This window comes from Arthrobacter sp. SO3, assembly GCF_020532825.1.
GTDB lineage: Bacteria > Actinomycetota > Actinomycetes > Actinomycetales > Micrococcaceae > Arthrobacter.
This window is the reverse complement of record NZ_MQTS01000188.1, coordinates 17290-31882: the sequence shown is the minus strand read 5'-3', so window position 1 is coordinate 31882 and position 14593 is coordinate 17290. Positions and strand designations below refer to the sequence as shown.

Annotated in this window: 11 protein-coding genes and 2 pseudogenes; 3 read left to right on the top strand and 10 right to left on the bottom strand. The window is 66.7% G+C overall.

The genetic code is table 11. From position 1 onward, the window contains the following. From BJQ90_RS17570 to BJQ90_RS17545, 6 genes and pseudogenes are all read right to left on the bottom strand, one after another. A partial coding sequence (locus BJQ90_RS17570; RefSeq protein WP_226761501.1) for a hypothetical protein occupies nucleotides 1-1521 on the bottom strand: 1521 nt, incomplete at its 3' end. 69 nt (nucleotides 1522-1590) lie between these two features. Then, a pseudogene (locus tag BJQ90_RS17565) lies at nucleotides 1591-2126 on the bottom strand (MFS transporter); the annotation flags it as partial. A gap of 178 nt (nucleotides 2127-2304) precedes the next feature. After that, on the bottom strand, nucleotides 2305-3714 hold the full coding sequence (locus BJQ90_RS17560; RefSeq protein ID WP_226761500.1) for an MBL fold metallo-hydrolase: 1410 nt from the start codon (nucleotides 3712-3714) through the stop codon (nucleotides 2305-2307). Nucleotides 3715-3890: 176 nt separating this feature from the next. Next, nucleotides 3891-5021, bottom strand: coding sequence for an acyltransferase family protein (locus tag BJQ90_RS17555; protein WP_226761499.1), 1131 nt, complete (start codon nucleotides 5019-5021; stop codon nucleotides 3891-3893). 188 nt (nucleotides 5022-5209) lie between these two features. Beyond that, nucleotides 5210-6685, bottom strand: a complete 1476-nt coding sequence (locus BJQ90_RS17550) for a protein adenylyltransferase SelO (RefSeq protein WP_226761498.1) — start codon at nucleotides 6683-6685, stop codon at nucleotides 5210-5212. Nucleotides 6686-6760: 75 nt separating this feature from the next. Next, nucleotides 6761-8173 (bottom strand): PLP-dependent aminotransferase family protein, encoded by a 1413-nt coding sequence (locus tag BJQ90_RS17545; protein WP_226761497.1) that lies wholly within the window; start codon nucleotides 8171-8173, stop codon nucleotides 6761-6763. On the opposite strand from BJQ90_RS17545, the gene BJQ90_RS17540 reads away from it, so the two are divergent. Beyond that, a complete protein-coding gene (locus tag BJQ90_RS17540; RefSeq protein WP_226761496.1) occupies nucleotides 8172-9113 on the top strand; it encodes a DMT family transporter in 942 nt (313 codons plus the stop codon). The genes BJQ90_RS17545 and BJQ90_RS17540 overlap by 2 nt on opposite strands. A 35-nt stretch (nucleotides 9114-9148) precedes the next feature. Here the strand turns inward: BJQ90_RS17540 and BJQ90_RS17535 are convergent, their stop codons facing one another. Next, entirely contained in the window at nucleotides 9149-9451 is a 303-nt protein-coding gene (locus tag BJQ90_RS17535; protein WP_226761495.1) for a hypothetical protein, read from the bottom strand. Nucleotides 9452-10179: 728 nt separating this feature from the next. Between BJQ90_RS17535 and BJQ90_RS17530 the strand changes: the two genes are divergently transcribed. Further along, a complete protein-coding gene (locus tag BJQ90_RS17530) occupies nucleotides 10180-10872 on the top strand; it encodes a hypothetical protein (RefSeq protein ID WP_226761494.1) in 693 nt (230 codons plus the stop codon). Between the two features lie 65 nt (nucleotides 10873-10937). Here the strand turns inward: BJQ90_RS17530 and BJQ90_RS17525 are convergent, their stop codons facing one another. From BJQ90_RS17525 to BJQ90_RS17515, 3 genes and pseudogenes are all read right to left on the bottom strand, one after another. Further along, nucleotides 10938-11717 (bottom strand): alpha/beta fold hydrolase, encoded by a 780-nt coding sequence (locus BJQ90_RS17525; RefSeq protein ID WP_226761493.1) that lies wholly within the window; start codon nucleotides 11715-11717, stop codon nucleotides 10938-10940. A 449-nt stretch (nucleotides 11718-12166) separates the two neighbouring features. Then, a pseudogene (locus tag BJQ90_RS17520) lies at nucleotides 12167-12544 on the bottom strand (VOC family protein); the annotation flags it as partial. 271 nt (nucleotides 12545-12815) lie between these two features. Further along, complete coding sequence (locus BJQ90_RS17515; protein WP_226761492.1) at nucleotides 12816-14090, bottom strand: MFS transporter; 1275 nt, start codon at nucleotides 14088-14090, stop codon at nucleotides 12816-12818. A 201-nt stretch (nucleotides 14091-14291) separates the two neighbouring features. Here BJQ90_RS17515 and BJQ90_RS17510 point away from each other — a divergent pair. Further along, the coding region (locus BJQ90_RS17510; protein ID WP_226761491.1) for a serine hydrolase domain-containing protein at nucleotides 14292-14593 on the top strand (302 nt) is incomplete at its 3' end.

Sequence of the window (14593 nt, the reverse complement as noted above, 5' to 3'; positions counted from 1 at the left end):
CGACGTGACCGCCAGCCACACCCCCGCGGCCGCCGCGAAAAGCACCAGCACGCCAATGAGGCCCAGGGCCAGAATGGACGCGATGGACGCCACCGCCTTTGGCACCCAGAGCAGCGGGCCCGCATCGCCGGGAGTTGGATCTGAACCGGGGGCTCCCGGGGGCCCGGGCCCGTATTCGATCGTCCCGAGCCCTTCAGCGACGAGCATCATCAAAGACAACAGCACAGCGTTGGCCAGGATCAGGGCAACAACATTCAGGACCAGGGGCGCCGCCCACGGGAACACGCTGAGGGAGCCGCGCGCCTTCGCTTTCAGCCGCTTCATCCGCCCGGGCCCGCGGTGCTCGACCGTCAGCGCGTTCCGCCACCGGATGACCCACGCTGCCACCAGCTGAAACATTAACGGAACCAGCAACCCGAGAGTGAGCGTCCAGCCGGCAGCGACCGAGGTAACGATGCCCGGCAGGACGCCGGCCGGCTGGGCCGCAGTATCCTGCCCGGCGCCGGCATCATTTAGTGCCAGGGGCAGAGCAAGGGCGCCGCCGACCGAGGCCAGCAGGGTGCCGATGGCAGCAGAGAGAGTTCCGCGGGCGAGCTGCTCGTGGGCCTCGTCCGATGCGAGCATCACGATGACAACGGCGATAACGACGGCGGAGGCCGCGCTGGCTGCGAGGGCCGTCACCTGGGCACTCGTGGCCGTGAGGCCCGCCCGCCGGCCGAGTTCGGACACACACCAGCCCAGCGTCCCCGACGTCACTGCCACGCCGGCCGCCAGATGAAGTTCGGAAAGATGCTGGTGCCACCGGCGCCCAGACCAGAAGTCAGCGCTGCGTAACCCGCCCGCCTGCGCCGCGGCACAGCGGCCGTAGGGCACAGGCCTGGCCGCCCCCGGTGCGGGCGGTTCAACGCCTTCGTAGCTGGTCCGCGAGCGGGAGGCCATAACGTAGAAAAACACCGCGACGGCAACCGGGGCGATGATGCCCGCGGCCAGCCGGACGCCGGGGCGCTCGTACGGCGCCAGGAAATCCAGCAACGGCGTGCCCCCCAGCCGGGAGCGGCACTGCTGCTGGCCCAGGCATTGGTAGGCGAACGTATCCAGGCTGGGCATCGTGACCATAATCGCGGTACTTAGGGTCAGTGCGAGGGCGGCGAGGCGCGCAAACCACCGGAACACCATCGTCGTCGGCTCTGCAGTTGCCTCCGCCTCGCCGGACATCACCCGGCGCCGGGCCATCCACCCGGCCATGTTGGCAAGCATCGACGGCAGCAGCGGCGTCCACAGCACCCGAAGAGGGGAACGGGAGGTCAGTCCGCCCCACGAGTACGCCTCACGGTGGCGGCCACGGGCGTCGCCCGTCCGGTAAAACCCGGCGATGCGGTCGCCTGCGACCCTGGTCGGCCGCAGATCGCCGAGAAGATTTTCCGGTGGAGTGCCGCCCACGCCGTGCACACGAATCTCCGTGAGACCGTCGAGGCTTACAGCGTCCGGAACGAGTCCGGCTGAGTTCTTGATCCCGCTCATCACGCCCCGCAGATGCCGTCAACCGGACTGAACTCGATAGTGGACCCTGCGGCCGCGGATTGCAATGGCCGGGTGCGCGACGTCGCCGATGGCCGCGGGCAGGGTGGGGTACACCATGGCCGTTCCGAGACCAAGGAAGATGGCGGCGGTCAGCCAGATCCCGAAGTCGTGGCCGACGGCGATCACCGCCAGGGCCACTACCTGGACGAGCATGCCGCCGACGATCAGTCATTTCCGGCCGTATTTGTCCGACAGTGCCCCGGTGACGAGTTGTGCTGCGCCCCAGACGGCGGGGTAGACGGCGGCGAGGATGCCGATCTTTTCGATCGTCAGTCCGGCGGCGGCGAACAGGACGGGGAAGAGGCCCCAGGCGAGGCCGTCGTTGAGTTTGTTGACCATGCCGGCCTGGCTGACCGAGGACAGGGATCTGTCCCGGTGCCCGCGAAGTAATTGGTGGCGGCCTTGGCGAGGCCGAAGGCCAGGATCTAGGTCAGCGCGCTCGTGTAGAGGTCCAGGTGGAAGAGCTGCCCGGCCAGTAGCGGGAGCACTGTGCGTTCCGGGCCGAGGGTGCCGCAGACGAGCGCGTTGACGGCGACGAGGAGCATGAACTGGGCCAGGTTCTGCCGCAGGCCCAGGGTGGTGCCGGCGCTGTGGCGCCCTTCCTGCAATGAGTGGGTGTTGCCGGACGTCATGGTGCTCCAGGTGGTGGGACGGACGGTGGCGGCGTCCCTGGTTGGAGGGGCGCCGCCACCGGGGCCGGTTGCAGATTGCCGCTGGTGCGGACTAGCTTGCCGGCACGGACTCCTGTGCCTGCTGTTGTGCTGCCCAGGCGGCGTAGCTGCCGTCGAGTTCGACGACGTCGTAGCCGGCGCGGCGCAGCGCGCTGGCCGCGACGGAGTTCCGAACCCCGCTCTGGCAGTAGCTGACGATGGTGCCTTCAGCCGGGAGCTGGTCCAGGTTCCACATGACGCGTCCGCCGCTGAGCCGGTGGGAGCCGGGGATGTGTCCGGCGGCGTGCTCGGTGCGGTTGCGGACGTCCAGGACCATGGCGGCGTCGAAGCCGGCGAGGTCCTCGGGGGCGATGAGCTTCGGGGTGCTGACGGGCAGTCCCTGAAGACCGGTGAGGTAGCCGGCGACGTTGTCGATGCCGACGCGGACCAGATGGTCCCACATGTCCTGTGCGGAGTCCTGGTCCGGGGCCAGGAGCACCAGCGGGTTCTTGTCGGTTTCGGGGTTTACGACCCAGGCGCCGAAGCTGGCGACGGATTTGCCGGCCGGGATGTTGAGGGAGCCGGTGACGGTTCCTTCGTGGACTTCGGCGTTCGAGCGGGTGTCGACGAAGGTCACGGTGTTCTCGGCGAGGCCGGCCACGACGTCGGCGGTGGCAAGTTCCTCAAGGGGGACGCGTTCGCCCATCACGGCCGGGCCTTCACGGTTTTCACGCTTCATCCGGCCAAAATATGCGTGTGCGTCGGGCTGGCCGTCGAGGAGTTCGTCGACGAAGCCCTGCTCATCGTTGGCAGCCAGGTACGGGGCCCACCAGGCGTAGAGGCGCTCGTAGCCGACTGTGGAGGACGGGATCGCACCGAGGGCCTTGCCGCAGGCGCTGCCCGCGCCGTGGGCCGGGTGGACCTGGACATAGTCGGGCAGGGTCAGGAACTTATCGCGCAGGCTCGCGAAGAGATCCTTGGCGCCGCCGAAGCGGGTGTCCACCCCGCCGGCAGCCTCGTCCAGCAGGTCCGGCCGGCCCAGGTCCCCGGAGAACACAAAGTCGCCGGAGAGCAGGTAGCCGGGGTGGTCACTGAACGCCCCGTCGGTCACGAGGAAGGACAGGTGCTCCGGGGTGTGGCCGGGGGTGTGCAGCGCCTGGATGCTGATGTTGCCCAGCGTGATGGTGTCCCCATCGAACAACCGCTGGCCGTCGAAGCCGTACTGCCAGTCCGGTCCGCCCTCGCCGGAGACATAGATTTTCGCGCCGGTAGCGGCTGCCAGCTCACGGGTCCCGGAAAGGTAATCGGCGTGGATGTGGGTCTCGGTTACCGCCACGATCTTCATGCCGCTCTTCGCTGCCAGGGCCTGGTACACCGCGATGTCACGGCGGCCGTCCACCACCACCGCTTCCCCCTTGGCCTGGCATCCGATCAGGTAGCTGGCCTGGGCGAGGTCCTCATCGTAAATGCGTTCCAGAAGCATGTGCTCTCCTTCGTAAAGAGGTGGGGATGACCCCGTTGGCTACTACCAACAATAATACCCCGGGGGGTATCTCGCAACACGACTGACGCCCGCAACCGCGGCGGATGGCACATATCCGCCGCGCGGTAATAATACCCCAAGGGGTATATTTTTGAGGATAGCAACCATCGCTGGCGCTAGCTGATCGCGGCCGGCCGCCGGGCGGACTGGTGCTCGTCGAAGCGGCCACGCGCGATGCGACCCAGTCGTTCGACGGTGTGCCAGCTGATCGCTGCCAGCAGGAGGGTCGCCAGGATGGCCGACCACGCCACCAGCGGGGGCAGATCGGCTGTCGACCCGCCATTCAGCCAGAGAATGACGGGATAGTTCCAGAGGTAAACGGCGTAGGAAACCGTGCCGAGCACCTGCACGGGGCGTGTCCACTTCGGCATCCCGCGGGTTCGGGAAGCGGCCAGGACCACGAGGACGGCCGCGGCCGCCATGGCCAGCGGACCACCGACGAAGAAGAAGAACGGTGTTTCGTTGGCCTTGGGGAAAAAGCCCAGCCCGGCCAGGAGAAGGGCAGAGGCCAGCAGGGCCACCAGCCTGAGCCGGCGGCCGGCGAACAGGCCGAAGACATGGACCCGGTAGAGGCGCAGCGCCGATCCGACGATCAGGCCGAGGCCCCATGTCGTGGGCAGCGCATAGACCAGGGAATGGAGGTGCGGAGCGAAGTTCAGCATCGCCAGGACACTCGCCGTCATGAACAAAAGGACGACGGCGGCAGACCAGCCAACCAGCCGCCCCTGGCGGTTTTTCCGCAGGGCGAGCACCAACAGCGCCGGCCAGATCAGATAGAACTGTTCTTCCACCGCCAGCGTCCAGAGCGGTCCGATGGCGAGGCTGACGTCGAAGGGCAGCGGCAGGTCTTTGAGGTATCCGAAACCGGCGAGAAGGGTATAGCCGATGAGTCCCTTGGTCCGGTCCCCCAGGACGTCTGCCGTCAGTTCAACGACGGCGTACACACCAAGGAACAGGGTGAGGGCGGGCAGCAGGCGGAAAGCGCGGTGCGCGTAAAAACGGCCGTAGCGGATCTTGCGGTGCTGTTCGACGTCCCTGAGCAGCACGCCCGTGATCAGGTATCCGCTCAGCACGAAAAAGACAATGACACCGACGATGCCGGCGCCCTGGAATATCGCGGGCCAGGAGTGGCCCAGCAGCACGGCACCAACGGCGGCGCCGCGAAGAACGTCAAGGCCGTCCAGCCTCGGGCGTGCGGTTGTTTGCGGGGAGGCCGTCGCGACCGTTCCACTTGCTAGCAACGTCACATAACCTCCAGAGCCTCTACGGGGCCGGTTTCGAAGTTCGGTCTAATCAGGGCAAAAAACAACCCCTGCCTGATGAGCGGAATGGCGGGAGCCGGTCCTGCGCCTCCTTCAAGTATCCCTGACGCGGCTGGACGAAACCTGAAGCTGGCGGGTGCCGATAGTGCGGCCGCCCACCAGACGGCCGGGCCTCAGGTTCCGCAAAACGTCCGGTAGGCACCGAAGTCTTCCGGCGCGGCCGCAGCATACCGCTCCAGTCCGGGGCGCTCATCGTACGGGCTGCCCACCGCATCCAGGAGTCCCTGGAGCGGGTCCAGATCGCCAGCCGTGGCGGCGGCGAGGGCCTCCTCGACCAGGTGGTTGCGAGGGATGTACACCGGGTTGACCCGGTCCATCCTGTCGGCGTCGGGTCCCAGGGCGCTCCATCGCCGGGCCCACGCGTCGAACGCTGCCGGATCAGGGAACACGCTCCGGGCAGCTTCAGGGTTGCCGCGGGCGGCCGCGCCGAGGCTCCGGAAGAATGAGGTGTGGTCAACTTCTCCAGCCTGGAGCAGGCCGAGCAATTCGTCCACCAGTGGCGAGGTCACGTCGTCGTCGAGGTGGTCGGGCAGGCCGAGTTTGGTCCTCATCCCGGCAGACCAGGCGCCGCTGTACTGCCGGCGGAAGCCGGCGAGGGCCTCCTGCGCGAGGGCGACCGCCTGCTCCTGCTCGTCGTGGAAGAGCGGCAGGAGGGACTCGGCAAGCCTCGTGAGATTCCATTCCGCCATGACCGGCTGGTTGCCGTAGGCGTAGCGTCCGGTGTCGTCGATGGAGCTGTAGACCGTGGCCGGGTCGAAGGCGTCCAGGAAGGCGCAGGGTCCATAGTCGATAGTCTCGCCGGAGATTGTCATGTTGTCGGTGTTCATGACGCCGTGAACGAATCCCACGAGCATCCACTGGGCCAGCAGCGATGCCTGTGCGGCAATCACCGCCTGGAACAGCGCGAGATAGGGGTGACTGGCCTCGGCGGCGCCGGGATAATGGCGGCTGATCGCGTGATCGGCGAGGCGGCGCAGGAGGCTGGCGTCGCCCGTGGCCCGGGCGTACTGGAAGCTGCCCACGCGCAGGTGGCTGCTTGCGACCCGCGTGAGTACCGCGCCGGGCAGCATGGTGCCGCGGAGAACCGGGCGCCCCGTCGCCACCACCGCCAGGGACCGTGTGGTGGGAATGCCCATGGCGTGCATCGCTTCGCTCACGATGTACTCCCGCAGCATCGGACCGACCACGGCCAGGCCGTCACCCCCGCGGGCGAACGGTGTGCGACCGGAGCCCTTGAGGTGGACATCGCGGAGATGGCCTTCCGCGTCCGTGATCTCACCGAGCAGGAGCGCGCGCCCGTCGCCGAGACGGGGGGACAACGAGCCGAACTGGTGGCCGGCATAGGCCTGGGCCACCGGAGTGGCGCCGCTGGGGACCAGATTTCCGGTCAGCAGTAGTAATCCGTCAGACCCCCGCAGGTAGTCGGGGTCGAGGCCCAGCCCGGCGGCCAGGGACTCGTTGAGCACGAGAAGGCGTGGGTCCGGGACCGGCTCCGCCTGCCAGGGAATGGCCATTTCCTCCAGCTCCCTTGCGAAGCGGGCGTCGAGGCGGCCGTCCAGGCTGACGGTGGATTGCGCTGCGGAAGTCATACATCCAGATTATCCTGCGGTGGTATCGCCTCATCCTGCGGCGGTATCCCCTTCCTGCGGTGATATCGCCGCTTGTCAGCGGTTGTTGCGTTCCAGGGCCTGGCCGAGGAGGCGCGCGCCTTCGGGAAAGGCGCCGGGGTTGGGGCCTGCGTAGTTAAGCCGGATGAACGGTCCCGTGGGTTCGGCCGGGAACCACTCGGTGCCGGGGGCGATGATGACGCCGGCTCTCTCGCAGTCATGGGCAAGCCGGTCGAGGTCGGTCCCGTCGGGCAGGCGTGCCCAGAGGTTCAGTCCCCCGCTCGGTACGTGCTCGATGTGGGCCTGCGGGGCGTACTCCCGCAGGCTGCCGACCAGCAGGTCCCGGCGGGTCTGGAGCTGGTGGCGGAGGCCGCGAAGGTGCGTCTGCCACGCAGGCTGCGTCACGACGTCGAGAGCCGCTGCCTGCAGCACCCCGCTGACGTACATCGATTCGGCACCCCGGTCGGCCAGAATGCGCTCGCGCACCGGTCCCCGTGCGATTACGGCGGCAACGCGGATGCCCGGGGACACGCTTTTGGTCAGGGAGCGAAGGTAGACGACGTGCCCGGAACTGTCGCCGGACGCCACGGGCACGGCGGTGGTGGTGATCCCGAAATCGTGGGCCCAATCGTCCTCAACGAGGAAGGCGCCGTGAGCCCGGACGACATCCAGCACTTGTTCCCGGCCCCTTGCCGGCCATTGCGCACCTGTGGGGTTGGCGTAGTTCGGCTGTGCATAGAACAGGCGTGCGCCGGTTTCCTCGAAGGCCCTGTCCAGCTCTTCCGTATCGGGGCCCCCGGGTCCGCTCGGCACCGGGACCACCTGGACTCCGGACTGCGCCGCAGCGAGGATGGCTCCCCAGTAGGTCGGGGATTCCATCAGCACGGGCTGCCCGCTGCCGGCCAGGGCCCGGAACACGGAGCTGAGCCCGCTCTGGCTTCCGGGCAGCACGATGACATCGCCAGGTGCCGGCGGGGTGGCACCGGCCGCAGTGGAGGACCGTAGATCCTGGGCGAACCAGGACTGCAGCTCCGGCAGTCCTGCCGCGGGCGGACGCGACAAGGCCGCGTCCCCGCGGGCCGCGCGGGTTAGTGCCGCCCGCACCAGACGGTCCGGCAGGAGTTCCCGGTCCGGATAGCCCGAGTGGAAGGCGATGACGTCGTTGGAGGCGGTGCGCATCGCGGTGGAAACTGGCCGAAGTGACGCGTGGGGCGAACCCAGGGCCGCCGTTTGCCAGCCGTAGTCTGCGGGCAGCGCGGTGCGGACCTCCCGCACAAAGGTCCCGATGCCGGGGCGGCTCTCGATCAGGCCCTGGCCCGCAAGGCTCCGGAGTGCCTTCTGCACCGTCACGGGACTCACCTGGTATTCGGCGACCAGCGCGCGCGTGGACGGGAGCCTGGACCCGGGAGGGGCGGCCGCGATCCATTTCCGGAGTCGTTCAGCCATGCGTGAACTGCTATCGTAGGACATGAGAGACAATAGTAGCGCTACCACAATTGTTTTACTGCCGCTATCCTCCCGGCCGCCCACCGGCTTGTGGTGGGGCCTGCTCGGCGTAGTGGCATTTTCCTTCACCGTTCCCTTCACCCGGGTGGCGGTGGGCGGGCTTCAGCCCCTGTTCATCGGATCCGGCCGGGCGGTCGTAGCCGCGATTCTCGCCGCATGCGCCTTAGCTCTTACCCGGCAACGCCTGCCGCACGGCGCCCAGTGGGCACGCGTGGCCGTTGTTGCCGGCGGTATCGTCGTCGGCTTCCCGCTGCTGACGTCGTTCGCGCTCGCCGCCGTCCCCGCCAGCCACGGCGCGGTGGTCATCGCGCTGCTGCCTGCCGGGACTGCAACAATGGCAGTGCTCCGTGGCAGGGAACGCCCGCCGCCGGCATTCTGGCTCATCACCGGTGTCGGCGCGGCGGCGGCGATCGCTTTCGCCTCCGCACAGTCCGGTGGATTCGGACGGCTGCACTGGTCAGATCTGCTATTCTTCGGTGCCGTCGTGGCCGCAGCCGTTGGATACGCGGAGGGCGGGCTGCTCGCGCGCGAACTCGGCGCCTGGCAGACAGTCTCCTGGGCGCTCGTTCTCGCATCTCCCCTGATGGTGTTCCTGTCGGCCCTTTCGATGGCCCACCAGCCGCCCTCGGGCACAGCCCTGCAGTGGGCCGCCTTTGCCTACCTCGGCGTCGTCAGCATGTTCCTCGGTTTCTTCGCCTGGTACCACGGGCTGGCCGTCGGGCCGATGGCGCAGGTCGGCCAGGTGCAACTTATCCAGCCAGTCCTCAGCATCTGCTGGGCCGGGCTCCTGCTGGGCGAGCATCTGGACTGGACCACCATCATCGGCGGCGTGGCCGTCGTTCTCTGCGCCGGCGTGGCCGTGCGCACACGGCTCATCGCCCCGCCGTCGAACCGGCCGCAATGAGCCGGGCCGCCTTCGCGGACGGGTACCCGAGGAAATTAGGGGGCGTCCACCATTTCGCTGGACACCGTCTCGATGATCCTGGTCGATGGCTCACCCACGAGCGCCGGCGCCGTCACGCCGGTTTTCCACGTATCGTTCTGCAGCCGCCCCAAGAAGTCCACGGCAGCCTCCTGCGTATCGAAATCCATCTCCAGCATCACGTAGTCCTCCTGGTCGAGCGGACGCGAAATCCGGTAGGAGCGCACCCCCGACGCTGCGCGGTCCAGTGGGTCGCTGTCGAAAGCCTTCCTCCACATGCCGAAGTCCCGGACTCGATGTTCGATCTGCAGGGTAATCATGGGGCACTCCTGTCGACGGTTCTAGAAGCCCAACTGTAGGCCCGAAAGGCTTCCCAAAGTAAGGTGCCGGGCACGGTCGGCATCCCAGCGGTCATGACGTCGGGTTACTAGTACACTCAAAGTGGCTCTCCAGTCCCCCCAGCTTGGAGAGCCAGAGCCTCCGCGCTTGAGTCCTGGACTCGCGCGGAGGCTTTCCCATTTGCAGGTAAAGCCGAGGACTCCCCCCGGTCGGCCGGCCAGGAACCGGCGCGCCCCGTTCGGGGCACGGTTGTGAGATCTGTTGGGGACGTCCGGCAGGTGCTCCCAGCACGGCAAGGGGAAGTTCGCGGTGGACAAGGTAATCGCACGCTGCCGGGCCCGCCGCCCGAAGGTGCGGGCACCGTCGGCCCCTCGGTGCGGACACTGGCTGCGCGCAACCTGGCTTTGAACGCCCTGCCACCAACACGTGCAACCCCTGCATTCTGGCGGAAAGCCACTCAAATGAAACAGCAACGGCATGAAGATGAAGCATGACCAGCCCAAAAACGGACTTAAAGCACTAAGAATCCAGGAGCACCAGTGCCCGCTGTCAACCAGGTCTTTCGGATCACGGCCGGTTGGCTCCGGGTGCATTGGCTTATCCCGCGGCGTGGACCCCCGCGGGCCATCCACAATGCTGGAAGAGCTTTCCACCCCTCAGAGAAGCGCGCCCAGGCCGGGTGAACCGCTGCTTTGCCTAGACTCGGTGGATGTCTGATACCGCAAACCTGAAGGACCGCTCCGAACACCGCTGGCCGGCAGTAATCGGGCTGCTCATTGCGCTGGGCCTCTACGCCGCGCTGCCCAGCACCTTCCTGCCGGTCATCCGCTACACCGTGGTGGGAATCGGACTCGTGATGCTGATTCCGTTGCTGATCCTTAACCCACGCCGCATGCAGAAAGAGACACGCTGGTCCAAACGGGTAGCCACGGGCCAGGCACTCCTCCTCGTCGCCGCCAATGGCGTCGCACTGGTGCAACTCATCATTCTGCTGACCGCCTCCGGTGGCGGCGACGGGCGCACACTCCTTCTGGCGGCACTGCAGATCTGGGCAACGAATATCATCGCCTTCGCCCTCGTTTTCTGGGAACTGGACCGCGGCGGCCCGGTCGCACGGCGGAATTCCCATCGGGACAACCTCCCCGCTGCTGACTTCCGCTTTCCCCAGGACGAAGACCACGACGCCGTCACGGAAGTTTCGACGCGGTCCTCGGTCAAAAGCGGCTGGGTCGCCTCCTTCGTTGACTACGCCTATTTCTCCTTGTCCAACTCCATGGCCTTCAGCCCCACCGACACCATGCCCCTGTCGCCCCGGGCCAAGATGATGATGGGACTCGAAGCCGCCGGAGGATTCGTTCTCCTGGCCCTCGTCATCGCCCACGCCGTCTCTCTGCTGGGCTAAGGACTCCTCCACTGCCGTCGCTTCCGCTCTCTTAATGCACGTGGCCAGACGGCGGCACCTTCCCCCTATGCTGAGGTGCGGGTGAAGAATTCGATCAGCACGGGTGCAACAGCATCCTCGGAGACTGCGTGGCTTTGATTTTCCAGCTGTAGTTTTTTCATGCCAGGAACGGCCGCGGCGACGGCATTGATGGCATTCCCGGCCCAGGACGGGCTTGCACCACCGTAGATTCCGAGCATGGGGACCTGAATGTTCGACAGCCTCTCCGGGACGGTTCCGTCGCTTGTCAGGGTGAGGTCATACGGCAGGGTGTGGGCGACGCTGAGGAGCGCGGCCCACCACGGCATTGTTTTGATTCCTTCGTCAAAGTCAGAGCCGGTATGGCGGATGAACAGTTCGACGGCGCCTTCCCGGTCGCCCTCATTCAGTGCCGCCTGGACCCGGTCCCTGAAGTTCTCCCAGGGCTCGTCGGGGGCATGCCCGGTCAGATATGGCGGCTCGTATACCGCCAGTTTGGAGATGGCCAGTCCCGCAGCCGCTGCTTCGAGAGCCAGGATGGCACCCGAGGAGTGGCCGTAAGCGTAGGCCGAGCCGCCTGCCGCAGCGATCACAGCTTTCAAATCCTCCACTTCACGGCCGGGGCTGTAGGGAAGCGTGTCGGAGCTCTCGCCCCGCCCGCGGCGGTCGTACGCGTAGACGGTGAAGTGGGGGGCCAGCCGGGCCACCAGCATGCCGGCCGAACGTTGGCTGTTCAGTGCACCGCCGATGATGATCAGCGCCGGCCCTTCACCTGTCCGTTCGAAGGCGATTTTCGTGCCGTCGGCGGAGCTCTGGATTTCAATCATTTGCAGGTCCTGTTCTTCAGTACCGGAGGTCAGGCCGGTTCGGGGGAATGCTGAAGTTCATGCCGTCATCGAATGGATACTCACGCTAACATCCCCTTCCGGCAGGCAGCTGAAACGGATCCATCGGGAGGGCGGGCCTGGAGGACGACCTGGGTGTACGACGTCAAGGAACGCGGGCCCCGCTGCCACGGCACGAACGTTGACCCGAACGGCTACTTGGGGTGCGGAACTCGGAGTCGTGACGGGCTGAAGTTCGGGCCGCCGAACGGACGCGGCCAACGTGACATTAGGCCGTCCGTTATGCCAGCGGACGGGACAGGCGCTAGGGAAACGTTAAGACTTCACTCACTCCGGCTGCCGCGCCGCCGGCCCAAGGTAGCGTGGGGAGTACGCCGTCCCTGCAGAGTCCCCCAATGATGCAGGGACGGCGCGTTGCACCGCCGGCGCTCCGGGCTCTGGAAGAGATTGAGGATGTTGCCCTCACTGCCCAGGAACCACGCTGCCTTGCCAACCGGGGTCGTGGCGATACCGTTCTCCGTCTTCAGACCCGGGAAGTCGTACTCCTCGAACACGACGCCGCGGCCGCGCAACTCCTCCACTTCGGCCTCAAGGTTGTCTGTTCCCCAGCCCATCTGGGTGTTTTTCGCCGTGCCCGCATTGTCGGTCTTGTACAGCAGGAAAGACGTCCCCTTACCGCGTCGGTACATCAGATTCACCTCGTCCATGGCGTCCGCGGGCTCAAGTCTCAGCACGTCGCGGCAGAAGGTACTGGCCCGGGCGATGCCCTTTGCGGGCAGGACGGCGATGAGATCGAGATCTTTCAGCATGACTAACTTCTCCCTCTTGATCAGCGGTATTCAGGTTCCTGGAAGCCCCCAGCCGCCATCCACTGGGCAACGACGCCCGCCGGCAGCCTGGGTGTTTCCGGCGGCGTCCTGCCAAAGCCCGGGCCTCCCGTCCCGGGTCGTCAACCAACCCAGCACCAGGTGGTGGACACCGCGAAATCCCACCTCGAAGGTGCTGATGCGCACCATCGAGGCTTGGGGCGTGAGAGCCAATACCCCGCGGAGCCTACTGTTTCCGCCCTAAAATCCGTGCCTATGACGGCAGGGATTCCGCATCCGCCGCCCCGGTGGAGGCGTTGGCCCGGTCAGCCGGATGGTGCTGCCGACGGCTAGCCAGCAGGAAGGGCACCGCGATCAGTTGGATAATGCCGCCGATCGCCAGCGAGGCAGCGTAGCCGTACACGTCGGCTGTCCGACCGAGCAGCGGCTGCACCACCACGCCACCGCTTGAGCCCATGAGCGAGTCGAAGCTGAGCACCGTTGCCCGTTGCTTCGAGGCGATCATGTCGTTCAGGTAGGACTGCCGCACCGGGATCCCTGTTGAGTCAACGAGGGCCCACAGAGCCAGGAGAACCAGGGCCACCCAGAACAACCGGGTGAAGCCGAGCACGAGCAGGTTCATCGCGCTGATCCCGACACTGAGGATCAACACAGTCGTGCGTTTGCGGACCAGTCGCCGAATCCGGGGCGCCAGCCACCCCCCGACCACCTCCGCCCCTGCCACGATGGCCGCCGCCAGCCCGGCCACGGAGTACGCCCGCGGATCGCCATAGAGCGCAAGCAGATACGGCTGCAGGGCGTAAAACACATAGATTCCGACGCCGGCGCTGAACGGAGCGGCCAGCATCACGTATCGCACCGGCGGGTTCTTCAATCCGTTCTCCACCGACGCGGCAAGAACGGCTCGAGTCGCCTGCAGCGGACGGCCCGAGCGCTCGGGCGTGAAACCGACGTCGTGCATCAGCCGCAAGGCCACGATGAACATGGCCAACAAAACGCCCACGCGAATCAGAAACGGCACGCCGAGATTGGTTGCCTGCGCGATGACACCGCCAGACACCGAGCCGAAGAGCATTGCGACACCGGATACCATCACCCCGCGCCCGAGCACCGCCTCCAGGCCGCCTTCGTAGCCGGAGAAACGCAACGCGTCGACGAGCCAGGCTTCCACCGCCCCGGAGAAGAAGGTGAAGCCCAGACCGAGCAGAACAGACACTGCCGCCCATAACCAGAACGGCGCAGAAAGCTGCCAAAGCAGGTAATAGAGATACGTGGATATGGCCAGTGTCGCGGTGCCGAGCAGGAACGAGACGCGGCGCCCCCAACCGTCGGCAACTACTCCGGTGGGCACCTCGAACAGCACCATTCCGGCCGTAAAGAAGGCGTTGGCCGCAAAAGCCTCAAGGTTACTGAGTCCGGCGTCGAGGAGGAATAGGGTGTTGATCCCCCAGATGAAGGAGGCCGCAAGGGTATTGCCCAGCGTCAGCGTGAGATAGATGCGCTGGATCTTTCGGGCGGCGGCGTTCATCGGGTTGCCGTCCCCGCCACGGCGAGGGACTGCCACGAGCCCATTCTCGTCTCCTTCGGCGGCACGCGCCAGCGAACGGGACAGACAGCATGAGCCAGGCCGGCAATGACCTGCTCTGGAGAGGAATCCTGAAAAGGCGTAGATTTGCGCCGGGGTCGGAACACTCCAGTTCCGACACTGGGGCCGCGGCGGAGGAGCGCCATGGGGATTGAAGACGCCGGCCCGGGCCAGCCGGGCGAAGGCATCGAGGCCGGCAGATCACCGCGGGGCGTGGCGGCGGCCCTCACCACAATGATGAGCCGGGGCGGCATCCCTGGCCTCTCCGTGGCCGTGGTAAATCGCGAGCGGCCGATCCTCGCCGCCGGGTACGGTCGGGCCGACCGTGCAGCCAACACACCTGCGACCGCCTCGACGTCGTATCTTTGGTTCTCCATGTCCAAGATCGTCACCGCGACGGCTGCGGTCCGGCTCGTAGACGAGGGCCGCCTCGATCTGGATGCCCC